Origin of the sequence: Halomonas jincaotanensis (assembly GCF_018448785.1) — a bacterium.
GTDB lineage: Bacteria > Pseudomonadota > Gammaproteobacteria > Pseudomonadales > Halomonadaceae > Halomonas > Halomonas jincaotanensis.
This window is the reverse complement of record NZ_JAHCLU010000008.1, coordinates 105,708-130,431: the sequence shown is the minus strand read 5'-3', so window position 1 is coordinate 130,431 and position 24,724 is coordinate 105,708. Positions and strand designations below refer to the sequence as shown.

The window sequence follows — 24,724 nt, the reverse complement described above, 5'->3', positions numbered from 1 at the left end:
TGGCTCTCTCCCTGAGTCTCATCTGCGATGGGTGGCGTTCAGCTCACGTGCCGTCGGATATGCCGAGCACTCTCCTGCAGAAGGGGCAGGTAGCGCCCCGTCAGGGTAGCAAGGTCGACACGTGCGGCATTGGTGCTGATATTGATGGCACCCAGCAACTTGCCGTTGGCATCGAAGGCCGGGACGGCGATCGAACGAAGGCCCGAATCCAGCTCCTGGTCGACGATGGCATAGCCCTGCTGACGCGCCTTGAGGATACACCGCTTGAGCTCGGCCTTGTCGGTGATGGTCTTATCGGTTTGCGGCGCCAGCGATACTCGCTCGAGATAGTCCGAGAGTTGCGCATCCGGCAACTGCGCCAGCAGTACGCGGCCCATCGAGGTATAGGCGCCGGGCAGGCGTGTGCCGACCGAGAGCGTGATTGCCATCAGCCGCTGGCGCGAGGATGAGCGGGCCACATAGATGACATCGTCGCCATCCAGCACACCCAGCGACGAGGACTCACCGCTCTCGGCAGTAATGTCCTCCAGCACTTGCTGAATCACTGATCGATAGTTGTTGGCCGAAAGAAAGGCGTAGCCGAGCTGCAACACCTTGGGCGCCAACTCGAAGTGGCGGTGTTGTTTTCGCACGTAACCGAGCGAGTGCAGCGTCAGCAGGAATCGCCGTGCCTTGGCGCGATTCATGTTAGTTCGCGCCGCGACCTCGCTCAGCGTCATGCGCGGATGCGACTCGTCGAAGGCGAGAATCACCTCCAGGCCGCTGGCTAGCGCGGTGACGAAGTCGCGGTCACCGGGTGCGATAGTCTGATCCTGTTCGTGCATCTTGATTCTCTTATCGTCGTGCCCTGGTGGGCGCGCCAGCCTAGCATCCTATTCCATGCGTCTCGTCGCTTTCCTGTCGGCGAGGGCCGATGGATATCGTTTGACGCCGTGTATGGATGACGATAATGTGTTCGTTATAAAAACTATTGTACGCTATACGAACACTCACGTCAAAGCCGGTACAACGCCGGTTCATCGACTCCCGAGGGCCGGACGCGCTGGCAAGCACTACGCCACATACTCCAAGAAGGTGGAGCAAGGGTTGCTATGCTGAACGAGGGAGTCGCGGAGGCTATATGGCATTTCTGAACATCAACGGGCGCAGCGTCGCCTATCGTCTGCTGGGGGATGATTCCAACCCCTTGATGATGCTGGCGCACCCGCTGGGCATGAGCCAGGCGGTTTGGGACGAGCTTCTGCCGGCACTGCTGCCGCGTTACCGCGTGCTGACCTGGGACCTGCCCGGCCACGGCGCCAGCCAGGCCTGGGGAGAGGGGCCGATTGCTCCGGCCGACCTGGCGATTGAGGCCCTGGCGCTGGCCGACCACGCCGGCGCGGCGCGCTTCAACTTCGTCGGCACCTCCATCGGCGGTGTGGTCGGCCAGCAACTGATCCACGCGCACCCCGAACGCTTGAACTCGGCGCTGCTGACCAACACCGGGGCGGTGATCGGGACAACAGAACTGTGGACCACACGCGCAAGTCGAGTAAGGGATGAAGGTCTGGAGGCGATATCGGGCGAGATCGTACCGCGCTGGTTTTCCGCCGCGCACCTGACCCGCGAGCCTGCCCTCGAGGTCGGCTGGCGAACCCAGATGGCACGCACCGATGCCGAGAGTTACGCCCGATTGTGCGAGATGCTGGGTCGAGCCGACTTCAGCGGCAAGCTGGCCGGTAAGGGCGTCAGGATAACCTTGCTTGGCGGCACGGAGGACATGGCGACCCCCCCGGCAACGCTGGAGGCCCTGGCGGCCGAGTGCGACGGCGCGCCGCTCGACATCCTCGATGGCGTCGGCCACGTGCCTTCCGTGGAAGTGCCGGTCCTGTTCGCCGAGAAGCTGCTTACCTTACCTATGGAGTGATATTCCCATGACGAATCCCTGCATCATCTGCGTGGCTATCACGGGCAGTGTCCCACGCAAGGAAAACAATCCCGCCGTTCCCGTCACCATCGAGGAACAGATCGAGAGCACCCAGGCGGCCTTCGAGGCGGGGGCCAGTATCGCCCATTGCCATGTGCGCAATGACGACCAGACGCCGAGTTCGGATCCCGACAAGTTCGCTAGGCTGATGGAGGGCCTCAAGACACACTGCCCGGGGATGATCATCCAGCTCTCCACCGGTGGACGTTCGGGGGCAGGCGAAGAGCGCGGCGGCATGCTGCCGCTCAAGCCCGACATGGCCAGCCTCTCGGTGGGATCCAACAACTTCCCTACTCGGGTCTACGAAAATCCGCCGCAGCTGGTGGACTGGCTTGCCGAGGAAATGCTGAAGTACGACGTCAAGCCCGAGATCGAGGCCTTTGATCTTTCGCACATCCACCAGGCGGTGAATCTCACAAAGCAGGGCAAGCTCAAGACCCCGCTCTACGTCCAGTTCGTGATGGGTGTCAAGAACGCCATGCCGGCCGATAGGCCCACCTTCGACTTCTATGTGGAAACCCTAAATCGACTCGCGCCGGATGCCCAGTGGTGCGGCGCCGGCGTCGGGCCGAATCAGATCGTCTTGAACGAATGGTCCATCGCGGCGGGGGGCCATACCCGCACGGGGCTCGAGGACAACATGCGACTCGATCGCGATACCCTGGCGCCGTCCAATGCCGCTTTGGTCGAACGCACCGCGAGGCTTTGCGAGACATACGAACGTCCGGTGGCCACCTGGCAGCAGGCGCGCGAGATTCTGGGGCTCGAAGCGGGCTAATGGGAAGGGCAAATGTGAATAGCTAGTATGGTTGGCTAGTGTGGCGATAGATCCCGGGCGGCAAGGTCTCCCGGGATGTACTGGTTTCTACCAGCTGCATGGCGGGCGCATCAGGGATAGCGCCCACGACGTCGGTTCTCGACCAACCTTTCAAGTATGGTATTGGCATCCCGCATGATTGAGGATGGCGTCTCGTCTCGGCGTCGGCTACAGAGCACCGGTGATGTGATGGTCCTGTCGGCCAGATAGACATAGACGATGCCGTCGCGCTGTACCCGCTTGACCTGTTCGGGCACCAGGGTGATGCCGATCTCGGAATTGACCAGGCCCAGAGCCGTCTGTAACTCGTTGGCTTCCTGGGCGACCTCGACCTTGAGCCCCTGGCGACGAAAAAGCCCCAGCATCATGTCGGCCATGCTGGGGCGCGGCTTGGCGGGAAACAGGATCAAGGGGTAACGCGCCAGCTCCTCAAGGGTCGGGGCGGTGCCCGCCAAGGGATGTCCCGTCGGCAGGGCGGCCATCACCGGTTCATCGAACAGTATCTCCTGCTCCACTTCCGGGTCGTCGATTCTCAGACGCCCGAACCCCATGTCGATGCGTCCGGCCTTCAGCGCCTGGATCTGCTGCACCGTGGTCAATTCCGCTAGCGTCAGCTCGACATTATCCTTTTGTCGCAGATCGCGAACCAGCAAGGGCAGCTGCCCGTAAAACACCGATGGTACGAAGCCGATGCCGAATACCGCGCGCTTGCTGCGTGACATCCGGCGTGTGGCCGCTAGGGTGACCTCCACTTTCTCGAGTATTTGCAGGGCATGCTGCTGGAAGAACCTGCCGCTATCGGTCAGGCGCAATCCACGCGAGCTGCGCTCGAACAGCTGCGCCCCCACCTCTTGCTCCAACTGCTTGATCTGACGAGACAAAGGGGGTTGCGACATGTTGAGCCGGGCGGCCGCAGAGGTCAGGTTCAACTCCTCGGCGACCACGCAGAAGTACCTGAGATGGCGCAGTTCCATGATACCTCCAGGGTATGGCAGGGCACCTAAACAATATTGGTTGGGATTGCCAGGAGCAATCAGACTTCTCTCCCATCACCCGATAGCCAATACCTGGAGTCCCAATGTCATCGGTCATCGACACCATCGAGACGCTGCTGGTCGACCTGCCGACCATTCGTCCCCACAAGCTCTCCATGACCACCATGGCCTGCCAGACGATGGTCATCGTGCGCATGCGCCACTCCGATGGCATCGAAGGCCTCGGCGAGGGCACCACCATCGGTGGTCTGGCCTACGGCCCCGAGAGCCCCGAGAGCATCAAGCGCAACATCGATACCTACTTGTCGCCGCTGCTGATCGGTCAGCCCTCGAGCAACCTCAATGTGCTGCGCGCCCGCATGAACCGCCATGCTCGAGGTAACACCATCGCCAAGTCGGCGCTGGAAACCGCGCTGCTCGATGCCCAGGGCAAGCGTCTGGGCCTGTCGATCGCCGAGCTGCTGGGCGGCGCCTGCCATACCCACCTGGCGGTGCTCTGGACCCTGGCCAGCGGCGATACCGCCAAGGACATCGACGAAGCCTTCCAGCGTCTCGACGAGCGCCGTCACTGCGACTTCAAACTGAAGATCGGCGCCAACCCCGTGGAGCAGGACGTGCGTCACGTGTCCGCCATCAAGAAGGCGCTGGGCGAGCGGGCAAGCGTGAGGGTCGACGTCAACCAGGCCTGGGACGAGTCCGCCGCGGTGCGCGGTATCCAGGCCCTGCAGGACGCCGGCATCGAGCTGATCGAGCAGCCCATCCCCGCCCGCGAACATGCCGGGCTGATCCGCCTGGCAAGCCGCTTCAACGTGCCGATGCTGGCCGACGAGGCGGTGCAGGACGCCCGCGACGGCCTGGAGCTCGCCGCTGGGGGCTTCAGCGGCGCCTTCGCCCTGAAGATCGCCAAGTCCGGTGGCATCAACGGCGTGCTGGAGCTGGCCCATGTGGCCCAGGCCGCCGGCATCGGCCTCTACGGCGGCACCATGCTCGAGGGCACCATCGGCACCGCCGCCTCCCTGCACGCCTGGGCAACACTGCCCGAGATGGCCTGGGGCACCGAGATGTTTGGCCCGTTGTTGCTCAAGGACGACATCGTTGTCGAGTCACTCAATTACCACGACTTCGGTGTCGATCTGCCCACGGCCCCGGGCCTCGGCATCAACCTGGATGAAGCCAAGCTGGCCCACTACTCGCGCCAGTAACCCATCGAGGTGAAGCACGCGCATTAGCGGGCCAGTCGCTATCGACCAGCCTTTATATGAAGCGTCATGAAATTAACGGGAGAAAGACATGCTGTTTCACGTGGAAATGACCGTCAAGTTACCGCCGGACATGCCGGCCGACCAGGCCGCCGAGATCAAGAGCAGGGAGAAGGCCTACGCCCAGGAGCTACAGCGCCAGGGCAAGTGGCGCCACCTGTGGCGCGTGGCCGGCAGCTACTCGAACATCAGCATCTTCGACGTCGAGGACAACGCCGAACTGCAGGATCTCGTCAGTAACCTGCCGCTTTTTCCGTGGATGGCGATCAGCGTCAAGCCGCTGTGTCGTCATCCTTCCACTATCCGCGAGGACGATACCTGAGTCGCGGATAGCCCACGCCAGCGTCCGCCACCCGGCGGACAAGACATGACCAATAACGAGGACAAGACCATGACCGTGAAGATATTCGACACCCCCGAAGTTCAGGATTTCCTGAACATCGTTGCCGGCTTCGACCAGGCGGGCGGTAGCCAGCGCGCCAAGCAGATCATGCACCGCCTGCTGTCCGACCTGTACAAGCTGATAGACGACTTCGACGTCACCGAGGAAGAGTACTGGTCCACCGTCAGCCTGCTCAACGCCCTGGGCCACGATACCCAGTTCGGTCTGCTGTCGCCGGGCCTGGGCTTCGACCACTACCTGGACATGCGTCAGGACGCCATCGACGCCGAGGCCAAGCGCACCGGCGGCACCCCGCGCACCATCGAGGGCCCGCTCTACGTGGCCGGCGCCCCGGAAGCCGAAGGCTTCGCACGCATGGACGACGGCAGCGACCCCGAGGCCGAGGTGATGTGGCTGACCGGCCAGGTGCGTGACGTCGACGGCACGCCGATCGCCGGCGCCAAGGTCGAGATCTGGCACTGCAACTCCAAGGGCAACTACTCGTTCTTCGACCCGACCCAGAGCGAGTACAACATGCGCCGCAGCATCTACGCCGACGGCGAAGGGCGCTACACCGCGCGCAGCATCATCCCCTCCGGCTACGGCGTGCCGGAAGGTGCCCCCACCGATGTGGTGCTCAAGGCCCTGGGCCGTCACGGCGAGCGTCCGGCACATATCCACTACTTCGTCTCCGCGCCGGAACATCAGCACTTGACCACCCAGATCAACCTGGCCGGCGACCCCTACACCTTCGACGACTTCGCCTTCGCCACCCGCGAGGAGCTGGTGGTGCCGGCCAAGCGCATCGAGGACCCGGCCGAGATCGCTAAGCGCGAGCTGGACGGTCCCTTCGCCGAGGTGGTGTTCGACATCGACCTGACCAGGACCGACGCCGCCGAACTGCAGCATCGTCACAAGCGCCCGCGCGCCAAGGAGACCGAGGCGCAGGAAAGCCAACTGGCCGGCAGCGCCAAGGTCTGATCGAGCTGTCGCCACTTCCCGTCTGACACTCTCACACAGTTATCGAGGAGCAAGACCATGACCACACAACTTGATCGTCTCGAAGAACGCATCCGCGGCGCCGTCGTCGATGACGCCGACAATGGCATCTTCCGCTGCCACCGCAGCATGTTTACCGACCCGGCGTTCTTCGAGCTGGAAATGAAGCACGTCTTCGAAGGCAACTGGCTGTTCCTGGCCCACGAGAGCCAGATCGCCGAGCCGGGTGACTACTTCACCGTGACCATGGGACGCCAACCCGTTGTCATCACACGCGACAAGCAGGGCGAGCTACACGGCCTGATCAACGCCTGTGCCCACCGCGGCGCCACCCTGTGCCGCCGCAAGCAGGGCAACAAGGGCACCTTCACCTGCCCCTTCCACGGCTGGACCTTCAAGAACGACGGCAAGCTGCTCAAGGCCAAGAACGAGAAGACCGGTGCCTATCCGGAGGGCTTCAAGCAGGAAGGCTCCCACGACCTCAAGCGCCTGCCGCGCTTCGCCAACTACCGCGGTTTCCTGTTCGGTAGCCTGAGCGATGATGTCCAGCCGCTCGAGGACTACCTGGGCGAGACGATGAAGATCATCGACAACATCGTCGACCAGGCGCCGGAGGGCCTGGAAATCCTGCGCGGCACCTCGTCCTACACCTTCAACGGCAACTGGAAGCTGGGCGCCGAGAACGGCGCCGACGGCTACCACGTCAGTTCGGTGCACTGGAACTACGCCTCGACCATGGAACGTCGCAACTACGACGCCGGTGGCACCAAGGCGGTAGACGCCGACGGCTGGTCGAAGAGCCAGGGCGGTTTCTACTCGTATGAGAACGGCCACATGATGCTGTGGACCCGGCTGCTCAACCCCGAGGTGCGCCCGGTCTACGCCCAGAAGGACTGGATCGAGAAGCAGCTCGGCGCGGCGCGGGCCGACTCCATCGTCAACCAGACGCGCAATCTCTGCCTCTATCCCAACGTCTACCTGATGGATCAGTTCTCCACGCAGATCCGCGTCATTCGTCCGCTCGCCGTGGACAAGAGCGAGGTCACCATCTACTGCTTCGCGCCCAAGGGCGAGTCGGCCGAGAACCGCCGCGTGCGCATCCGCCAGTACGAGGACTTCTTCAACGTCTCGGGCATGGGCACGCCGGACGATCTGGAAGAATTCCGCGCCTGTCAAGCCGGTTACAACGGCAACCTGGCCGAGTGGAACGACCTTTCGCGTGGCGCGAAACAGTGGATCGAGGGCGCCGACGACAACGCCCAGGCCATCGACATGAAGCCCCTACTCAGCGGGGCCTCCCCGGAAGACGAGGGCCTCTACGTGCTGCACCACAAGCACTGGGTCGAGGAAATGCTGCGCGCCATCGATAAAGAGCGCAGCCGGTTTATCCCAACTGAGTCCGCCACCCAGTCCGCGTAAGCGCACCAACCGACAAGGGAGAACAGACATGAACATCAGCTATCACGATATCCAGGCCTTCCTGTACCGCGAGGCGCGGCTGCTCGACGACCGCCAGTGGGACGACTGGCTGGCCTGCTACAGCTCCCAGGCCGTGTTCTGGATGCCGGCCTGGGACGACGACGACCAGCTGACCCGCGATCCGGACTCGGAAATCTCGCTGATCTACTACCCCAATCGCGACGGGCTCGAGGATCGGGTCTACCGGATCAAGACCGAGCGCAGCGGGGCCAGCATGCCCGAGCCGCGTACCACGCATCAGGTCAGCAACATCGAGGTGTTGAAGGAAGCGGGCGACACGCTAGAGCTGCGTTTCAACTGGCACACCCTGAGTCACCGCTACCAGAAGACCGACAGCTATTTCGGCAGCGCCTTCTACACCCTGGACGTATCCGGCGAGGCGCCGCTGATCACCAAGAAAGTCGTGCAACTCAACAATGACTACATCCATCAGGTCATCGACGTGTACCACATCTGACCGGGTCACGTTGACCGGGTCACGCTGACCGGACGGAAGGAGATTCGACCATGAGCTATACCATTGCCCTCAACTTCGAGGATGGCGTCACCCGTTTCATCGGCTGCAAGGCCGGCGAGACGGTCCTCGACGCCGCGTACCGGCAACGAGTCAATCTGCCGATGGACTGCTCCGACGGTGTCTGCGGCACCTGCAAGGGCCACTGCGAACAGGGTGACTTCGACCTGGGAGACGAGTACCTGGAAGAGGCACTCTCCGACGAGGAGGCCGCGGAAGGCCAGGTCCTCACTTGCCAGATGGTGCCGTCTTCGGACTGCGTCATTCAGGTGCCGGTGGCCTCGAGCCTGTGCAAGACCCAGGTCGGCAAGATCACCGGGACCCTGGCCGTGGTTGAGCCGCTCTCCGAGGACAGCATCGAGCTGGCCATCGACCTGGACGACGATGCCGAGCTGGCCTTCCTGCCCGGGCAGTACATCCACATCGACGTGCCGGGCAGCGAGGCGCACCGCTCCTACTCCTTCAGCTCGAAGCCTGGTGAGCGGCGCGCGACCTTCCTGATCCGCAACATCCCCAATGGATTGATGAGCGGTTACCTGACCGAGCGGGCCAAGGCCGGCGATCGCCTCTCCCTGACCGGGCCGTTGGGCAGTTTCTACCTGCGCGAGATCACGCGTCCGGTGCTGATGCTGGCCGGTGGCACGGGCCTTGCGCCGTTCCTGTCCATGCTCGAGCAGCTGGCCCAGAAACACGCGGAAGGGCAGGGCGGCGCTCAGTCGGGCTGCGCCCAGCCGATTCACCTGATCTACGGCGTCAACAAGGACGACCACCTGGTCAAGACGGATGCCCTGGACGCCTTCGCCGAGCGGCTGCCCGGCTTCAGCTATTCCACCGTGGTGGTGGACGAGGCAAGCGAGCATCCGCGCAAGGGTTACGTGACCCACCACATGGATGCCGAGGTGATGCACGACGGGGATATCGACGTCTACCTGTGCGGGCCGCCCCCCATGATCGACGCGGTGCTCAAGCACTTCGACAAGGAAGGCATCGTGCCGCAAAGCTTCCACTACGAGAAGTTCACGCCGAACCAGGCACCGGGGGAGGCCGCATGACAACGCCATCCAATAGCGCTGCGCGCTTCCAGGACCGGGTCATGTTGATCACCGGCGCCGCCCAGGGCATCGGCCAGCGGGTCGCCGAGCGTGCCGCCAGGGAAGGCGCACGCCTGGCCCTGGTGGATCGCGCCGACCATGTGCGGGAGGTCGCGGCCGAACTGCGCGAGCAGGGCGTCGATGTCATCGCCCTGCAAGCAGACCTCGAGACCTGGGAGGGGGCCGAGGAGGCAATGACCCGCACGGTCGAGCACTTCGCTCGCCTCGATATCCTGATCAACAACGTTGGCGGGACCATCTGGGCTCAGCCCTACGAGCACTACACCCCGGAGCAGATCGAGAAGGAGGTGCGTCGCTCGCTGTTCCCGACACTCTGGTGCTGCCGGGCGGCGCTGCCGCACCTGCTGGCATCGAAGGGCAATATCGTCAACGTCTCCTCGGTGGCGACGCGCGGGCTGATGCGGGTGCCTTATGCGGCGGCCAAGGGCGGCGTCAATGCCATGACCGTGGCGCTGGCCTACGAGTACGGCGAGCACGGCATTCGTGTCAACGGCACGGCACCGGGTGGCACCGAGGCCCCGCCGCGCAAGACGCCGCGCAACGCCGCCGAGCAGACCGAGCAGGAGAAGGCCTGGTACCAGACCCTGATCGACCAGACGGTGAACAGCAGCTTCATGAGCCGCTACGGCTCCCTGGACGAGCAGGCCGGCCCGATCCTGTTCCTGGCCTCCGAGGACGCCAATTACATCACCGGCACCATCCTGCCGGTGGCGGGTGGCGATCTGGGCTAGCCCCGAGTCGGGAGCGGCCCTTGAAGGTCACCCCTGCGCTGCCATTCCCCCTTCGGTACCTGAACAACAGCAACGACAATAAATCCCTGGAGCACACCATGAAACATCTCGAGAAGGGCGTCGGCCTCGCGTCGGCGCCACGCGACTTCCTTCGCGACCTGAACGCCGACAACCTGAGCGCCGGCCTGGTGGCGGGCATCTTCGGCCTCAGTGCGGGCATCATCCATATCAGTGCCGGCACCGCCGCCGGGCTTCCCCAGGAGTTCACCCTGCTGTGGGTAATCAGCTACCTGATGATCAACGGCCTGTTCGGGCTCCTCCTGCCGGCCTACTATCGGCTGCCGCTGCCGATGGCCAACTCCATCCCCGGGGCGCTGCTGTTCGCCGCGATCATACCCGTGGTGGGGCTCAACGAGGCCCTGGGCGCGACGCTGATGGCAGGCGCCATCGCGCTGGTCGTCGGCTTGGCGGGCTGGATGAGCCTGGTCATGCGACTGATCCCGATGCCTATTGTCATGGGCATGGTGGCGGGCGTGCTGCTCAAGTTCGGCACCAACATGGTGATGCCGCTGCAGAACGCCCTCCTGCCCGCGTCGGTGATGATCCTCTCCTACTTTTTCGCCGCGCGCTACCTGCGCCGGGTCCCGCCGCTCGTCGTTACCCTGCTGGTGGGGGTCGGCTACATGGCGCTCTCCGGTGCCGACTTCTCGACCGTGGAGTTCTCGTTCCGGCTGCCCGAATTCATCATGCCGGCCTTCACGCTCGAGGCCTTCCTGGCCTATGGGCTGCCGCTGGCGTTGATCCTGGTGGGCATGGAAACGCCCGCCGGGGTAGGGCTGGTGAAGGGGATGGGCTACAAGGAGGCGCCGGCCAACGCCATCACCGCCCTGGGCGGTTTCGGCACCATGATCTCGGCCTTCTTCAACCTGCACAGCACCTGTATCGCGGCACCGATGACCGGTATCTGTTCGGGGCCTGAGGCCGGTAGCCACGACAAGCGCTGGGTGGCCGCCGTCATCGTTGGTATCATCTTCATCGTCGCCGCTCCCTTCTATGGCTTCGTGTTCAGCCTTATCGAGGCGATGCCCAGCTACTTCATCGCCATCATCGCGGGGTTGGCGCTGTTGCGGGTGATCGGCTCGGCGATGCACATCACCTTCTCCGGCAAGCATGAGGTGGGGGCGATGTTCTCCTTCCTGATTGCCGTCTCGGGCGTGCATATCTTCGGTATCGGTTCTTCCTTCTGGGCGCTGGTGATGGGAGCCGGCCTTTCGATGCTTGTCGAGTTCAAGGACTTCGAGTTCTCCGTCGAGATGCCCAAGCGTCGCAAGGCCGACCCTGCAGCTCGCTGAGGCGCGCCATGACCCTGCTTGGCCTGCGGCTGCCTCGGTGGTCCAGGCTTTTTTCATTCTCACCGACAACCCGCAAGGCCATTGACCATGTCGCTATTCAAGGATGCCTCGCTACCCGCGATCACCGCCGGCTTCGTGGCGGTGCTGGTCTCCTACTCGGGCCCGCTGGCGATCTTCTTCCAGGCGGCCCAGAGCGCCGAGATATCCACCGCCATGATGACCTCCTGGGTGTGGGCAATCTCCATGGGCGCGGCGGTGTCCGGTATCCTGCTCAGCCTGTGGCTGAAGGTGCCCGTGGTCACGGCCTGGTCGGCGCCGGGCACGGCGCTGCTGGTGACGCTGTTCCCCGACCTGGCGCTTGCCGAGGCGGTGGGCGCCTACCTGACCGCGGCGGCGGTGATACTGGTGATCGGGGTGAGCGGTTCCTTCGATCGAATCATCCAGACGATCCCGCCGGGAATCGCCAGCGCGATGATGGCCGGGATTCTCTTCCAGTTCGGCGTCGGGGTGTTCGTGTCGCTGGAAGCCGTACCCTCACTGGCCATCGGCATGATCCTGGCCTACCTGATCTTCAAGCGGTTGACGCCGCGCTATTGCCTCGTCCTGCTGCTGTTGGTGGGGGTGGCCCTGGCCGTGTGGCTGGAAGGCGCCAGCCTGCAGGGGGTCTCGATCAAGCTCGCCGAGCCTCAGTTCATTCGCCCCGAGTGGAGCTGGAATGCCACGCTGAGCCTGGCCATTCCGCTGGTCCTGGTCAGTTTGACCGGCCAGTTCCTGCCGGGCATGACCATCATGCGCACCTCGGGCTACAACACTCCGGCCAGGCCTATCGTCACCCTGACCAGCCTGGTGTCGCTGGTGACGGCCTTCTTCGGCGGCATCACCACAGTGATAGCAGCAATTACCGCAGCGATCTGTACCGGCAAGGAGGCGCATCCGGATTCGGAGAAGCGCTATGTGGCCGGCGTGGCCAATGGGGTCTTCTACCTGATCGGCGGCACCTTCGCCGGCACCATCGTGCTGCTGTTCACGTCGCTACCCAGCGAGTTCGTGGCAATACTCGCCGGGCTGGCGCTGCTCGGGGCGATCACCAGCAACCTCAGCGCTTTTGTGCAGCATCGGGATCACCTGGAAGCCTCGGTCATCACTTTCATCGCCACGGCGTCGGGGATGAGCTTTCTCGGGCTGGGATCGGCCTTCTGGGGAGTGGTCATCGGGGCATTGGCCTATGGCATCCTGCACCGGCCGGTGCGTGCCAAGATACGACACGACGAAGGGGAGGCAACTCGCAAGTTGCCCTGATCAGTCGCCGATGGCGACATTAGGCCAGCCCTTCATAAGCCGATCTGATCGACCAGCTCGACCAGGTTATGCAGCGCTGGCGAGGCGTTGTCCTGGCGCCAGGCAAAGCTCAGAGGCATGTCGCAAGCATCCAGCTCCGGCAGGCGCAGGAAACGAATCCCCGGCATCGGATGACAGCTGCTGGCGGCGGGCAGGATGGCGATGCCCAGACCCGCGGCTACCATGCTCAGGATGGCGATGTTGTCGGCGCCGTACTGCACCACCCGGGGATGGAAGTCGAGACGCTGGAAGTGCGCCAGCACGCGGTCGTAATAGACCGGTGAGGCGCTACGAAAGCCCCACACGAAGTCGGCCTGCTGTAGCTCGTTGAGCCGGCTAGGGACCGATGTACTCCACGTCGAGGCTTCCGGTACCGCCAGAATCAGGTGGTCGCGTTGCAGTAGTCGTGTGGCGATGCCCGGCAGGGTCTCATCGTCAAGATAGAGGATGCCGGCATCCAGTTGACCCGCCTGCAGTCGCTCCAGTTGAGGCCCCGATAGCAACGGGAATATCTCGAAGGCGACCTGGGGGTAGCGATCCCGGAAGCGGCCCAGCAAGCCCGCTACCTGCGGGACCCAGAGATGAGTGACCGTCACCCCCAGGCTCACCTTGCCGACGACCCCTTGCCCGAGGGCCGCGAGGCGTGCCTTGAGCTGTGTGCGCCTGTCCAGCAGCTCGCAGGCCTCCTCGTAGAGGGCTTGACCCGCCACCGTTAGCCGCATGCCTCGGGCATGACGGTCGAACAACCGCGTCTCGAAATCCTCCTCCAGCAGCCTGATCTGCCGGGTCAGGGCGGGCTGGGCGATATGCACCCGGCGGCTGGCCGCAGAGATGGAGCCGGTTTCGACCACGGCGACAAAGTAGCTGAGTTGGCGAAATTCCATAAGCCATGCGATACCAGAGTTCTATGGATGGCATTCATTATTGATATTTTCGTTATGGTTTCCAAGTGTCGATAGTGACAGGGTTATCGCGACATGCATTCCTAGACACATCTGGAGAACAACAATGCAACGTATCGCCGTCATCGGGGGTGGCATTACCGGCGTCACCACCGCCTATGCGCTGACCAAGCGTGGCCTGGACGTCACCCTCTACGAAAGGCACCTCTATGCGGCCATGGAGACCTCCTTCGCTAACGGGCCAGCTTTCGGCATCCAATGCCGAGGTCTGGAATCACTGGCCGACGGTACTCAAGGGCCTGCGCTGGCTGCTGCGGCCCGATGCCCCGCTGCTGGTGAATCCCAGGCCCTCTTGGCACAAGCTGAGCTGGTTCGCCGAGTTCATCGCCGCCATTCCCCGCTATTCCGCCAACACCACCGAGACCGCCCGCCTGGCTATCGCCGCTCGTGACCATCTCTTCCGGTGGGCCCGGGAGGAGGGCATCGATTTCGATCTCGGGGAACGCGGCATCCTGCACATCTATCGCGACAAGGCCGCCTTCGACCACGCCACGCGAGTTTCCCGGCTGCTGGCGGCAGGCGGCCTTGAGCGCCGTCCGGTGACCCCTGAGGAGATGCACGCCATCGAGCCGAGCCTGGCCGGCGACTATTACGGAGGCTTCTTCACGGAAAGTGACTCGATGGGTGACATTCACAAGTTCACTCAGGGGCTCGCGGCTGCCACCGAGCGGCAAGGCGCGACAGCCCGCTACGGCCACCGGGTCTGCGACGTCGGAGCCGACACTAACGGCGCCTGGGTCAGGGCTCACGATGGCGAGCAAACGATACGCGAAGCCTTCGATGGCCTGGTGGTCTGTGCCGGTGTCGGCAGTCGTGGCCTGGCGGCCCGGCTTGGCGACCGGGTCAACGTCTATCCGGTCAAGGGCTACTCGATCACCGTGAACCTCGATGAGGACGCCTCTCGAGCCGCGGCCCCCAGGGTGAGCCTGCTCGACGACGAGGCCAAGCTGGTCACCAGCCGGTTGGGCGAGGATCGCTTTCGGATCGCCGGTACCGCCGAGTTCGCCGGCTTCAACCGGGACATCCGCGAGGCTCGCATTCGCCCGCTGATCGATTGGGTGGAGCACTGCTTCCCGGGCGTCGGCACACGGCGCGTCGTGCCCTGGGCGGGGCTGCGTCCCATGCTACCCGACATGATGCCCCGAGTGGGGCAGGGTCGGCTGCCTAGCGTGTTCTATAACACCGGCCACGGCCACCTCGGCTGGACCCTGTCGGCGATCACCGCGGAGATGGTAGCCGATGCGGTGATGGATGCCCGGATGGAAGGTGACGCGAAAAGGGCGACAACGACCCTGTCCCGATAGGCCCGCCGGTCGGCTTTCGATCCGCCAAGCGAATCCTTCCCTGTGTATATCCATGCCAAAGTGATATGGCTGGCATTCAAAAACCATATTTTTTCGATCTCTCGTTCTGGGCCATAGTCGAGGCACAACCCACAACAAGTCTCGCCGTGTGCGAGCTGGACGACTCCCATGAACAAGACCTATCACCTCCTCACGGGGCTGCACTTCACGGTGTGCACCCTGGCCATGATCTGGCCCGGCGCCCTGATCGCCAATCGCATCGAGCCAATGGTGCTCGGCCTACCCTTCCTGTTCTTCTGGTACATCCTGTGGATGCTGGTGCTCTTCGCCGGCATGTTGGTCGCCTTCGTCGTTCGTCATGGAGGTGGTCGCCATGAATGATTCACTAATTGTGGTCGGCATCACACTGGCATATCTCGCCGCCGTGCTATGGGTCGGCCTGCGGGCGCGCAACCAGGAAAGCTCCAGCCTGGAGGGCTATGTCGCCGGCGGCCGCCATGTCGGTGTGGTGATCCTGTTCTTCATCCTCGGCGCAGAGATCTTCTCCGCCTTCGCCTTCCTCGGCGCACCGGGCTGGGCCTATCAGCATGGCTCGCCGGGTTTCTATATCCTTGCCTATCTATCGCTGGTGCCGATCACCATCTGGGCCCTGGGCCCGCGGGTGGCCAAGCTGGGACGCGAGCGCGGTTATCTTACCCAGGGCGACATGATCGCCGACCACTACCAGAGCAAGCCGCTGGGTATCCTGGCCGGGGTCATCGGCGTGCTGGCGCTGGTGCCCTACCTGACCATCCAGATCGCCGGGGCCGGCCTGCTGTTCCAGGCCGCCACCGATGGCCTGGTGCCCTTCTGGCTCGGTGCCCTGCTGGCCTTTCTGGTCGTGGCCGCCTATGTGTTCGCCAGCGGCCTGAGCGGCATCGGCTGGACCAACCTGATGCAGGGAATCATGATGATCGCCATCGCCTGGTTCCTCGGTCTCACCATTCCCGAGCGCCTCTATGGCGGCGTCGGCGAGATGTTCACCCAGATCCAGCAGACCGCCCCCGAGTACCTCACCATGCCCGGCGCCAACAACATGAGCTGGGGCTACTTCAGTACCGCCGTGCTGGTCAGCGCCTTCGGCGGCGCCATGTGGCCGCACCTGTTCATGAAGTTCTACTCCGCCGATAGCGGCAAGTCCCTGCGCAAGGTCAGCGTCTTCTACCCGCTCTACGCCTATCTGCTGGTGCCGCTGCTGTTCATTGGCTTCGCCGGTATCCTGGTGTTCGCCGATGAGCCCCTGGCGCGTCCCGATACCGTGTTGCTCAAGATGGTGATGGATGTGGCCAACTTCTCGCCCTGGGTCATCGGCCTGATGCTCTCCGGCGCGCTGGCGGCCGCCATGTCCACCGGGGCCAACCTGGCCCACACCGCGGCCGTCGTGCTGGTGCGTGACGTCTTCGGACCCACGGTGATGAAGGGGGCCAGCGAGAAAGCCGCGGTGTCCGCCACCCGCTGGAGCGTGCTCGGGCTGTCGCTGATCGCCTATCTTTTCGCGCTGATCAACCCCGCCTCGCTGGTCATGCTGCTGCTCGGGGCCTATGGCCTGCTCGTCCAGCTGTTCCCCATGGTGATCGGCGCACTGTTCTTCCCGCGCCTGCGGCGTGCCAGCGTGATGCTCGGTGCCCTGGTAGGCAGCTTGGCCTACCTGCTGATGGACTTCGTCTGGAGTTCACCGCTGGGCTGGCATGCCGGTGTCTGGGCGATCCTGCTCAACCTTATCGTCGTTGCCATCAGCCAGCACTTTAGCAAGCCGGCCTCCCATGACCCATCCCTGGCCAGCCAACCTTCTTGATCGATTCGGGAGACTTTCATGACGATTCACCCCCAACGCATCGACCTCAAAGAGGCGATAGGTGCCCAGACAGGCGCGGCCTTCGAGACAGTCCAGGCGCTCTACCGCCAGCTCCACCAGTATCCCGAGTTGCCCTTCCAAGAGCACGAGACCAGTGCCCGACTCGCCGAGGCGCTGGAAGCGCTGGGCTATGAGGTGGCCCGCGGCGTGGGCGGCACCGGCGTGGTGGCCCTGCTGCACAACGGCGAGGGCCCCACGGTCATGCTGCGTGGTGACATGGACGCCCTGCCGATAAAGGAGGACACCGGGCTCGACTACGCCAGCACGCGTACCGCGGAGACCGAGAGCGGCACGGTACCGCTGATGCATGCCTGCGGTCATGACCTGCACAGCAGCTGCGTGGTGGGAGCCGCCGCCGTGATGGCCGGGCTCAAGGATCAGTGGTCCGGCACCCTGATGCTGATCTGTCAGCCGGCCGAGGAGATCTTCGGTGGTGCCAGGGCGATGCTGGAAGATGGCCTCTTCGAGCGCTTCGCTCGGCCGGATATCATCCTCGGCCAGCACAACATGCCGGCCCAGGCCGGCACCGTCGGGCATCGTGCCGGTAGCGCCATGGCCGCCTGCACCAACCTGGCTGTCACCATCCACGGCGCCGGTGGTCACGGCTCAATGCCCGCCCAGACGGTGGATCCGGTAGTGATCGCCGCCCATGTGGTCACGCGCCTGCAGACCATCGTCTCCCGCGAGGTGCCGCCGGAGGAGACCGTGGTGGTCACCGTCGGCAAGCTGCACGCCGGCACTCAGGCCAATATCATCCCCCACTCCGCGGAGCTCGAGATCAACATCCGCAGCTTCGACGACGCCCTTCACCGCCAGGTGGTGGCGTCCATCGAGCGCATCGTGCGTGCCGAGTGCGAGGCCGGCCGTGCCCCGACGCCGCCGGAGTTCCGCGTGCTCAACGAAACCATCGCCCTGCACAACGACGCCACGGCGGTAACGCACGTTCGTCGGGCCCATGGCGAGCACTTCGGTGAGACAAGCCTTTATGACATGCCGCGTCTGAACGGCAGCGAGGATTTTCCCTACTTCGGCAATGCCGAGGCGGGGGGCTTCGGTGGCGAGGATATCCCCTACGTCTACTGGTTCATCGGGGCGACCCCCGCGGAGCGGTGGCAGACCACGCCGGGGGGAAGCGTGGCGGAGAAGATGCGCCACCTGGAAATGCCCCATTCACCGTATTACTTCCCGGGCAACCCAGTAACGCTGCGTACTGGCATCGAGGCCATGGCGGTCGGTGTGTTGGCCTACCTGGGCTGAGAGACTATCGGACTTGCCGCTATCGGGAGGTGGTATCCCTTTTGGAGGTGTCCTGCTCGGGCTTCACCTCGTAGTCGCCTTCCAGCACCTGTTGCTCGCCGTAGGACTGTTCGCGATAGGACTGTTCGCGATAGGCGTCGCCATTGGTTCGCGTTTCCCGGTAATGGGTCTCGCGATAGTGAACGCCGCCGCCAACGCCCTGGGCCTGGTCGGCACGCATCTGCTCCATGCGCTTTTTCATGCGGAGGCGCAGGAAGGGCAGCATGGCCCAGCCGACCAGCAGCAGGAATAACCCCAGTACCATGGCGATGATCATCATGGCGCCGAACAGCAGCCAAGTAAGCAACAGCTTGAAACTGCCGGCAAGGCCGGTGGGGCGGGTCTGGCGGGCACGTTCACGCCATTGCTGGGCGGCCTGCCAGGCGGCATTCTGGCGAGGGTCGCGGTTTGAATTGGGTGAATCAGGCATGGTGGGCTCCTCGACGTTTCGGTTAGGGGAGCACAGCGCGCTTACCCCTATTTTATGCCCTTTGGAGGACGGCTGGCGACAATCGTTCCGGGCGGGGTAACGCGGCGTAGCGTTGTAAGCCAGGTGCCGAGAATTAGAAAAGACGCCACAGCGCGGCGGTAAGGATCCCGGCGGTGATGGCCGGCAGCGGCTTTCGCAGCACCAGCATCACCCCCAGCGTGGCCACCAGCGCCATTCGCGCGCCCCAGTCGCCATTCACGGCCATGGGGGTGATTACGGCCACCAACACTGAGCCGGCCATAGCGTTAATGAATCGCTCGACCCGCGGCCCGATGGGCACCCGCGACATCACGAACACCCCACCGGCGCGGGTCAGGTAGGTCGCCAGGGCCATGATCACGATGGCCAGCATCACACCGCCGCGCGTGGCGTCCAGCATCATACCCGGCCCTCCTGTCGAGACGGCAGCAGCAGTCCCACCACGCCGCCCGCCAGGGCACCCACGATCACATGGGCGTGGGGCGGCAGCCAGGCCATCGCCGCCAGCGCCGCCAGGGCCGCGGCGCCCCAGGGCAGCAGCACGCTCAGGTCACGCTTGTCGCCTACCAGCATGGCCAGCAGAAAGCAGCCCATGATGGCGTCCAGCCCGAAGCTTTCCGGCTCGCTGATGCCGCTGCCGAAGACCACGCCCAGGCCGGTGCCGATCATCCAGGTAGACCACAGGGCGATGCCGCCTCCCACCAGGATGCCCAGGCGCGCTGCCGTGGAGCCGCCGGTCATGGCCATCGCCCAGTTGGCGTCGGTGAGCAGGATCAGGCTGGCATAGCGCCGGCCGACGGGCAGTTCGCGCAGGTGGGGGTAGAAGGCCGCGCCCATCAGCAGGTGGCGGGCGTTGATCGCCAGGGTGATGGCCACCAGCGGCAGCAACGGGACCGTCTCCCCCCACAGCTCCAGCGTCGCGAACTGGGCCGCCCCGGCGAACACCAGGCCGCTCATCATCATCGTTTCCAGGCCGGAAAGCCCCTGTTGCAGGGCCGCCACCCCGAAGGCCAGGCCGAAGACAATGACGAACAACGACAGCGGCGCCATGCGGCGAAAGCCGCTGACGAGATGGTCCAGGGTCAGCCGCGAGTCATGCTCGGGAGTCATGACCGCCACACGTCGGCGACGATCTCGTAGCTCGACAGCCGATCGGCGGCGGCGAACACATCGGTGTTGAGCATCAACTCGTCGGCACCGGTTTGCTCGAGAATGCGCTCGAGCCCGTCGCGAACGGTCTCGGGGCCGCCGATGATCGCGGCGCCCAGGAATTGCTCGACCTGGGCGCGCTCCCTGGGTGTCCAGTCGAGCTGTTCAACCGGCGGCAGCGACAGGGTCCGGGCACCGCGGATCAGGTTGAGGAACTTCTGCCGGGCGGTGGAGGCCAGGAACTCTGCGCGCGCGTCACTCTCGGCGGCGATCACCGGCAGGCCGACCATGGCGTGCGGCTTGTCGAGCACCGCGGAGGGTCGGAAGTTCTTGCGGTAGAGCTGCAGGGCCTCGAACAACTGCGCCGGGGCGAACTGGGCCGCGAAGGCGAAGGGCAGTCCCTCGCGCGCCGCCAGCCGTGCGCTGAAGTCACTGGAGCCAAGCAGCCACAGCGGCACATGCGTGCCCTGGCCGGGCACGGCGCGGACGCGCTGGCCCGGTTTGGCTTCCTCGAGAAAGCCTTGCAGCTCGGCCAGACGCTGGGGGAAGTCGTCGACGCCGGCATAAGGGTCGCGGCGCATGGCGGCCATGGTATGGCCGTCGGAACCCGGCGCGCGGCCCAGACCCAGATCGATGCGGCCCGGATAGAGGGTTTCCAGAGTGCCGAACTGCTCGGCGACCACCAGCGGCGGGTGGTTGGGCAGCATGATGCCGCCGCTGCCGACGCGAATACGTTCGGTTGCACCGGCGACGTGGCCGATCAGCACGGCCGTGGCGGCGCTGGCGATGCCTTCGATGCTGTGGTGTTCGGCGAGCCAGAAACGCGTGAAGCCGAGTCGCTCGGTGAGTCTGGCGAGAGACACGCTTTCATGGAAGGTGTCGGCTACGCTGCCACCCTGGCGAATCGGGGCCAGATCGAGCACGGAGAGTGGCGTATCGGCGAGTCGGGGCATAGGGTATATCCGTCGAGAAGGATTGTTAGCCTGCTTGGCTTTTCATCATCTATAGCATCGGGGCGCTGGGTCAGGAATGCAATGCTGCTTTGCACCTGATAGGGCGGGACCTTGTGGTGGTCGATGCCTTCGAGGCCGAGCAGATCGGCGAGGAGGAACGCCTACGGCGTGCCCCCAGCATCGTCAATCGCCGCATCAATCATTAACACCGCTGTCGAAGATCGCAAGGCAGGGGATTGACGAAGATGCTGGCCAGGTAATACTAAGACCCCGTAAGCTCCAGCAAAACAGGGATGAATCGGACTTGTCTAATGCCTCGTGTCAGCGTCTCCCATGGCCAACCGCGGCGCGGCGCCACTCGCCGTCGTCCGGCACGCCGCCGGGGTCTAGCCAATTTTGACCGCTGGCTGGATCGCTTGGTCGATATCGCCGTGATCACGGCCATGTTGGTGGGCGCCGTGGCCCTGGCGCTCCATTTACTGCTGTGAAGCGCCATCGCGTTTGACGATGCTCTCGTCAGCATTCAGTTAATCGCGGGTGAAGGGGTTGGCTGAGGTACTTGGTGTCTCCCTTGTTGACTAAAGCTGACGGACCGATATGGGCAAGTTCATCGTGTTGTTGCTCATCGCCGCCGCGGTCTCGGCGGCCCACCAGCGCGTGTGGGAATCAGTGCCACGCCACTGGGCGCCGTGGGCGCCGCTGGCGGTAGACGATCCGCTGACGCCGGTGAGCCAATGGAAACTGCGCCGGCTGGCCGATGACCCACGGGGCTGCCTGGCGGCGCTCGATACGGTGCCCAACGATGAATTCGCTTATACCGTGCTGGACGACCACGCGCCGGTGGCCGGCTGCCCGCTGGAAAATGTGGTGCGCGTGCAAGGCAGCAGCGTCGATTTCAATGCCAGCTTCGTCGCCAGCTGCCCTTTGGCGCTGGCCTGGGTGGTCTTTGAGCGCCAACGCTTGCAGCCCGCTGCCGAGGCGGTGTTCGGCAGTCGTTTGGTCGGCGTCGAACATTATGGCAGCTACAGCTGTCGCAATGTCTACGGTCGCGCGTCCGGGCGGCTGAGCGAACACGCCACCGCCGAGGCGCTGGACGTGGCGGCGTTCAGGCTGGCCGATGGGCGGCGCATCACGCTGCTGGGCGACTGGGCGGACGAGGGTGAGGCAGGGATGTTTCTGCGTAAGGCGCGGGACGGCGCATGCGATCTTTTCGGCAATGTGCTGGGGCCGGATTACAATGCCGCGCATGCCGACCATTTTCATTTCGGCATGCGCGGCTTCCACCTTTGTCGTTGAGTGCGCGAGGCGACAGCGGCACAGCACAGTGATGCCAGCGCTTATCCTGCTGACACGCTTACTCTACACTTGAGACTGCTCACCCGAGGTAAAGGACCACGACACCTATGCTGGCATTTCTGCAGGGGTTTTCCTATGGACTGTTCATGACCTGCCTGCCCTGGCTGCTGGTGGGTCTGGTCAACCCGCGCCTGGCCTTGCCGAGCGAGCCTTTTGGTCGCCTGCAGGTGATCGTGCGTTACTGCCTGATGGTGCCTTTCGTCAGCATGCTGCTGTGGTTGACCTCGCTGTGGGGCGGCTTCGGGCCGAGCCTGCTCGGCTGGATTGCGGGTCTCGTCGCGATTCCTGCGGCGCTGCCGTTGGAACGCCACCTGCGGGGCTGGCTGGGCCGCCGGCGGGAACGTCGCCGGCAAGCCAGGTTGGCGGCCGAGGCCGAACGCCGTCGCGCGCAGCAAGAGCGCGAGGCCCAGGAAGCAGGCGTTGCCGTGCTCGACCCCGCCCATCCGCCGGTGGGCGCCGATGACCTGGTGCTGGCCATGTGCCGGGCCAAGCAGGCGCTTCTCGACGTCCGTCGCCCCGACCTGGCCATCCAGGCCGACCGCCTCTACAGCCGCTATCGGCATGTGATGGAGGTGCTCGGCGGCCGCTTTGACAGCGGCGAGCTGGCCTTTGAGCGCTCGCGTAGCCTGGTCGGCGAGGTCTGCCTGGGCGCGGTGGATACCCTCAACTCCATGGCCTCCCAGGCCAGTGGCGTGGTGAGCGTGGACGGAGACTTTGTGCGGCGTCGCCTGGCCAAGGAAAGCAAGCGCTTGGGCGAGGAAGAACGCGTTGCCCTGGTGCGCCGGCTGGAACTGCTCGCCGAGACTGAACGGCGCCTGGAGGAGCTCGCGGCACGCAATGAGTCGGCCCTCACGGTGCTCGACGACACGGCCGTCTCCATGGCGCGTATCGAAACCGGACGACCCCAGGCCTCGGTCACCACCGACCGGGCGTTGAGCGAGTTGCGCCATTTCGTCGAGCGAGCCGACCGTTATGGACGCAGTGAGCGCTGAGAGCATAGCAAGTGCAGGAACTGCACCGTCCGTCATGTCGGACATCGGCACGAGGATTTTACGTCGCAAGAGGTGTTTATGAGTCAGGAGTTCGAAGGCAAGTCCCGCCTGTCGCTGCCACCGGTGGAGGACATCTCCCGCCAGCTGGACGAGGGATCCGCCATCGCGCGCGATGGCGATGGCGACCCGGCGCTGGCGGCCCAGGCCGATGCCTTCGTCGAGGAGGTGATCGCCGGGGGCGACACCGGGTCGCTGGCGCGCCAGCGCCGTGCCGTCGACGAGATGGGGCTCGAGCTGCAACAGCAGGCCGCCCACAAGAGCGCGATGTTGCAGACGCCTCTGCGCAAGCTGGCCCACCACGGCGATGAAGGCGGGCCGGTCGCCAAGGCGCTGGTCGATCTGCGCGGCAGGATGCAGACGCTGGACCCCGCCCGGCATCGCCTCTCGCCCAGCCCGCTGGATCGTGTGCTGGCGCTGATCCCCGGCGCCGGCAGCCGCCTGCAGCGTTACTTTCGCAAGTTCGAGAATGCGCAGCAGGCCCTGGATGCGATCATCGCCGACCTCGAAGGTGGGCGCGACATGCTGTATCGCGACAACCTCACGCTGAGCGATGACCAGCAAGCCCTGCGCGAGAGCCTAACCCAGTTGAATCGGCAGGTGACGCTGGGGCGCATGATCGACGAGCGTCTCCAGGTCGCGATCGCGCGCCGTGACCAAGATGACCCGCAGCGTGGCTTCCTCGAGGAGGAATTGCTGTTTCCGCTGCGCCAGCGTGTCGTCGATTTACAGCAGCAACTGGCGGTCAGCCAGCAGGGCGTGCTGGCGCTGGAAGTGATCATCCGCAACAATCGTGAGCTGATGCGCGGCGTCGATCGCGCCATCAACGTCACCGTCTCGGCGCTGACCGTGGCGGTGACTGTCGCGCTTGCCATCGCCAATCAACGGCTGGTGCTGGACCGTGTCGAGGCGCTCAATACCACGACCTCGGAGATGATCAGCGGCACTGCCAAGGCGTTGCGTCAGCAGGGCGTGGATATCCAGAAGCGCGCTTCCGCCTCCATGCTTGACATGCAGGCCCTCGAGCAGGCCTTCGGCGATGTGATGGGCGCGATCGATGACCTGTCGCGCTATCGTCAGGAAGCGCTACCCAAGCTAGACGATCAGATCGATCGCCTGGCGACACTGGCGAGTCAGGGCAGTGGCGCCATTGACCGTTTGCAGCGGGGCAATGATGCGCGGCCGACTCGGGCCATCGAGCCAGACAGTGCGACGGGGGACAGCTCCCGGGGCTGAGGCGGCTTGCCAACGTCAACGTGTCGATCTCGGCGTTCCATCTGGCGAGGTTGGCCTTCATTCGCTCGATGACGTCGTCGTGCTGGTTCATGCTGTGTCCCCTGACATGGTC

The 24,724-nt window shown here is 64.4% G+C and carries 26 protein-coding genes and 1 pseudogene; 20 read left to right on the top strand and 7 right to left on the bottom strand.

The window, feature by feature from the left end; all coding sequences use genetic code 11:
• Nucleotides 1-38 precede the first annotated feature (38 nt).
• The gene (locus tag KG088_RS09315; protein ID WP_213825246.1) at nt 39-824 is read right to left on the bottom strand and encodes an IclR family transcriptional regulator domain-containing protein; all 786 of its coding nucleotides are present in this window, start codon (nt 822-824) and stop codon (nt 39-41) included.
• 296 nt (nt 825-1,120) lie between these two features.
• On the opposite strand from KG088_RS09315, the gene KG088_RS09310 reads away from it, so the two are divergent.
• Both KG088_RS09310 and KG088_RS09305 read left to right on the top strand, forming a co-directional pair.
• Nucleotides 1,121-1,906 (top strand): alpha/beta fold hydrolase, encoded by a 786-nt coding sequence (locus KG088_RS09310; RefSeq protein ID WP_213825245.1) that lies wholly within the window; start codon nt 1,121-1,123, stop codon nt 1,904-1,906.
• A 7-nt stretch (nt 1,907-1,913) separates the two neighbouring features.
• Complete coding sequence (locus tag KG088_RS09305; protein ID WP_213825244.1) at nt 1,914-2,744, top strand: BKACE family enzyme; 831 nt, start codon at nt 1,914-1,916, stop codon at nt 2,742-2,744.
• A 110-nt stretch (nt 2,745-2,854) separates the two neighbouring features.
• Here the strand turns inward: KG088_RS09305 and KG088_RS09300 are convergent, their stop codons facing one another.
• Nucleotides 2,855-3,757, bottom strand: coding sequence for a LysR family transcriptional regulator (locus tag KG088_RS09300; protein ID WP_213825243.1), 903 nt, complete (start codon nt 3,755-3,757; stop codon nt 2,855-2,857).
• 104 nt (nt 3,758-3,861) lie between these two features.
• On the opposite strand from KG088_RS09300, the gene KG088_RS09295 reads away from it, so the two are divergent.
• From KG088_RS09295 to KG088_RS09255, 9 genes are all read left to right on the top strand, one after another.
• Entirely contained in the window at nt 3,862-4,980 is a 1,119-nt protein-coding gene (locus KG088_RS09295; protein WP_213825242.1) for a muconate cycloisomerase family protein, read from the top strand.
• Nucleotides 4,981-5,068: 88 nt separating this feature from the next.
• On the top strand, nt 5,069-5,359 hold the full coding sequence (gene catC, locus KG088_RS09290) for a muconolactone Delta-isomerase (RefSeq protein ID WP_213825241.1): 291 nt from the start codon (nt 5,069-5,071) through the stop codon (nt 5,357-5,359).
• 69 nt (nt 5,360-5,428) lie between these two features.
• Nucleotides 5,429-6,400, top strand: a complete 972-nt coding sequence (catA, locus tag KG088_RS09285; protein WP_213825323.1) for a catechol 1,2-dioxygenase — start codon at nt 5,429-5,431, stop codon at nt 6,398-6,400.
• A 57-nt stretch (nt 6,401-6,457) separates the two neighbouring features.
• Nucleotides 6,458-7,837: a Rieske 2Fe-2S domain-containing protein gene (locus KG088_RS09280; protein ID WP_213825240.1), complete on the top strand. Its 1,380-nt coding sequence runs from the start codon at nt 6,458-6,460 to the stop codon at nt 7,835-7,837.
• 28 nt (nt 7,838-7,865) lie between these two features.
• Nucleotides 7,866-8,354, top strand: coding sequence for a benzoate 1,2-dioxygenase small subunit (gene benB, locus KG088_RS09275; protein WP_213825239.1), 489 nt, complete (start codon nt 7,866-7,868; stop codon nt 8,352-8,354).
• Nucleotides 8,355-8,404: 50 nt separating this feature from the next.
• Complete coding sequence (gene benC / locus KG088_RS09270) at nt 8,405-9,463, top strand: benzoate 1,2-dioxygenase electron transfer component BenC (protein ID WP_213825238.1); 1,059 nt, start codon at nt 8,405-8,407, stop codon at nt 9,461-9,463.
• Nucleotides 9,460-10,254 carry a benzoate diol dehydrogenase BenD gene (gene benD, locus KG088_RS09265; RefSeq protein ID WP_213825237.1) on the top strand — a complete coding sequence of 265 codons (795 nt, stop codon included), beginning with the start codon at nt 9,460-9,462 and terminating at the stop codon, nt 10,252-10,254. The genes benC and benD overlap by 4 nt, the downstream gene beginning before the upstream one ends.
• 98 nt (nt 10,255-10,352) lie before the next feature.
• Nucleotides 10,353-11,606, top strand: a complete 1,254-nt coding sequence (locus KG088_RS09260) for a benzoate/H(+) symporter BenE family transporter (RefSeq protein ID WP_213825236.1) — start codon at nt 10,353-10,355, stop codon at nt 11,604-11,606.
• 87 nt (nt 11,607-11,693) lie between these two features.
• Nucleotides 11,694-12,905, top strand: coding sequence for a benzoate/H(+) symporter BenE family transporter (locus KG088_RS09255; RefSeq protein ID WP_213825235.1), 1,212 nt, complete (start codon nt 11,694-11,696; stop codon nt 12,903-12,905).
• Nucleotides 12,906-12,937: 32 nt separating this feature from the next.
• Here KG088_RS09255 and KG088_RS09250 read toward each other — a convergent pair whose 3' ends face one another.
• On the bottom strand, nt 12,938-13,828 hold the full coding sequence (locus KG088_RS09250) for a LysR family transcriptional regulator (RefSeq protein WP_213825234.1): 891 nt from the start codon (nt 13,826-13,828) through the stop codon (nt 12,938-12,940).
• A 124-nt stretch (nt 13,829-13,952) separates the two neighbouring features.
• Between KG088_RS09250 and KG088_RS20045 the strand changes: the two are divergent.
• The 5 genes and pseudogenes from KG088_RS20045 to KG088_RS09230 all read left to right on the top strand — a co-directional run.
• Nucleotides 13,953-14,210 (top strand): annotated as a pseudogene (locus tag KG088_RS20045) (FAD-dependent oxidoreductase); the annotation flags it as partial.
• Nucleotides 14,146-15,210 (top strand): D-amino acid dehydrogenase, encoded by a 1,065-nt coding sequence (locus tag KG088_RS09245; RefSeq protein WP_406565600.1) that lies wholly within the window; start codon nt 14,146-14,148, stop codon nt 15,208-15,210. The pseudogene KG088_RS20045 and the gene KG088_RS09245, both read left to right, overlap by 65 nt.
• A 168-nt stretch (nt 15,211-15,378) precedes the next feature.
• Nucleotides 15,379-15,591, top strand: a complete 213-nt coding sequence (locus KG088_RS09240) for a hypothetical protein (RefSeq protein WP_213825233.1) — start codon at nt 15,379-15,381, stop codon at nt 15,589-15,591.
• On the top strand, nt 15,584-17,044 hold the full coding sequence (locus tag KG088_RS09235) for a sodium:solute symporter family protein (protein ID WP_213825232.1): 1,461 nt from the start codon (nt 15,584-15,586) through the stop codon (nt 17,042-17,044). Before KG088_RS09240 ends, KG088_RS09235 begins: the two co-directional genes overlap by 8 nt.
• A gap of 18 nt (nt 17,045-17,062) precedes the next feature.
• Nucleotides 17,063-18,361: an amidohydrolase gene (locus tag KG088_RS09230; protein ID WP_213825231.1), complete on the top strand. Its 1,299-nt coding sequence runs from the start codon at nt 17,063-17,065 to the stop codon at nt 18,359-18,361.
• Nucleotides 18,362-18,380: 19 nt separating this feature from the next.
• On the opposite strand, the gene KG088_RS09225 is transcribed toward KG088_RS09230, so the two are convergent.
• The 4 genes from KG088_RS09225 to KG088_RS09210 all read right to left on the bottom strand — a co-directional run bounded on the left by KG088_RS09225 (nt 18,381) and on the right by KG088_RS09210 (nt 20,971).
• Entirely contained in the window at nt 18,381-18,830 is a 450-nt protein-coding gene (locus KG088_RS09225; RefSeq protein ID WP_213825230.1) for a hypothetical protein, read from the bottom strand.
• A gap of 133 nt (nt 18,831-18,963) precedes the next feature.
• Nucleotides 18,964-19,272, bottom strand: coding sequence for an AzlD family protein (locus KG088_RS09220; RefSeq protein ID WP_213825229.1), 309 nt, complete (start codon nt 19,270-19,272; stop codon nt 18,964-18,966).
• Nucleotides 19,269-19,979, bottom strand: coding sequence for an AzlC family ABC transporter permease (locus tag KG088_RS09215; RefSeq protein ID WP_213825228.1), 711 nt, complete (start codon nt 19,977-19,979; stop codon nt 19,269-19,271). The genes KG088_RS09220 and KG088_RS09215 overlap by 4 nt, the downstream gene beginning before the upstream one ends.
• Nucleotides 19,976-20,971 (bottom strand): LLM class flavin-dependent oxidoreductase, encoded by a 996-nt coding sequence (locus KG088_RS09210; protein ID WP_213825227.1) that lies wholly within the window; start codon nt 20,969-20,971, stop codon nt 19,976-19,978. Before KG088_RS09210 ends, KG088_RS09215 begins: the two co-directional genes overlap by 4 nt.
• Nucleotides 20,972-21,282: 311 nt before the next feature.
• Here KG088_RS09210 and KG088_RS09205 point away from each other — a divergent pair, with 311 nt between their 5' ends.
• The 4 genes from KG088_RS09205 (at nt 21,283) to KG088_RS09190 (ending at nt 24,612) form a co-directional block, all read left to right on the top strand.
• A complete protein-coding gene (locus tag KG088_RS09205) occupies nt 21,283-21,459 on the top strand; it encodes a hypothetical protein (RefSeq protein ID WP_213825226.1) in 177 nt (58 codons plus the stop codon).
• 109 nt (nt 21,460-21,568) lie between these two features.
• Nucleotides 21,569-22,267: an extensin-like domain-containing protein gene (locus tag KG088_RS09200; RefSeq protein WP_213825225.1), complete on the top strand. Its 699-nt coding sequence runs from the start codon at nt 21,569-21,571 to the stop codon at nt 22,265-22,267.
• Between the two features lie 107 nt (nt 22,268-22,374).
• On the top strand, nt 22,375-23,319 hold the full coding sequence (locus KG088_RS09195; RefSeq protein ID WP_213825224.1) for a cobyrinic acid a,c-diamide synthase: 945 nt from the start codon (nt 22,375-22,377) through the stop codon (nt 23,317-23,319).
• Between the two features lie 78 nt (nt 23,320-23,397).
• On the top strand, nt 23,398-24,612 hold the full coding sequence (locus KG088_RS09190) for a toxic anion resistance protein (RefSeq protein WP_213825223.1): 1,215 nt from the start codon (nt 23,398-23,400) through the stop codon (nt 24,610-24,612).
• The last annotated feature ends 112 nt before the right edge of the window (nt 24,613-24,724 follow it).